We start from the raw sequence: 831 nt of genomic DNA on the forward strand, positions 1-831 counted from the left end.
CACCCCCCAACACCAACCCACGCTCCACCACAGACTCCACCTCGAACATCTCGACGATGGTGGACGTGTCCGCCACTGCAGCGCTCACCACTGCGACGTATGCATCGACCAATCGCGCTGCGGTTGCCTCGTCGAAGAGATCGGTGGCATAGGTCAGATGTAGGTCCAGACCCCCGCGAGACCCGTCGGCGGTGAGTGCTTCGTTGAACACGAAGTCCAGGTCGAACTGTGTAGTGGTCACGACGTTGTCGACTTCGGCGATACGTATGCCGTCGAACTCGAGTTCGGTCAATGCGATGTTCTGCAGGGTCAAACTGACCTGGAAAATGGGCGAGTACGACTGCGAACGAACCGGATCGAGTACCTCGACCAGGCGCTCGAACGGAACGTCGGCGTTCGCGAACGCCTGGAGGTCGAATTCTCGAACCGATTCGAGCAATTCCGCGAACCGAGCGCCGGGCGACACCACGGAACGTAGTGCGAGGGTGTTGACGAACATGCCGACCAGATCGTCGAGTGCACGTTCTCCTCGGCCCGCAACAGGAGTTCCCACAACTACGTCGTATTCACCGCTGTAGCGCGAAAGCACAACAGCGAGCGCGGCATGCAACACCATGAACGACGTAGCGCCGTTGTCACGCGCGACCTTCTCCAGTTGCGCGTTCACCTCGGGGCTCAGATGGGCCGAGAACATGGCTCCACGGCCGGAGGCTTCCACGGGACGAGGTCGGTCCAGCGGCAGATCGATCACCGACGGTATTGCGTCGAGAGCGCTGCGCCAGAAGTCCAACTGTCGTGTGACGAGTGAGGTCGACGATTCTTCCGAACCCA

The 831-nt window shown here is 60.6% G+C and carries 1 protein-coding gene; it reads right to left on the minus strand.

Features of this window, described 5'->3' with window-relative positions:
- A partial coding sequence (locus tag QMA15_RS32650) for a condensation domain-containing protein (protein WP_283385516.1) occupies nucleotides 1-831 on the minus strand: 831 nt, incomplete at both ends.

Origin of the sequence: Rhodococcus sp. APC 3903, from assembly GCF_030407755.1 — a bacterium.
GTDB classification, from domain to species: Bacteria; Actinomycetota; Actinomycetes; order Mycobacteriales; family Mycobacteriaceae; genus Rhodococcus_F; species Rhodococcus_F erythropolis.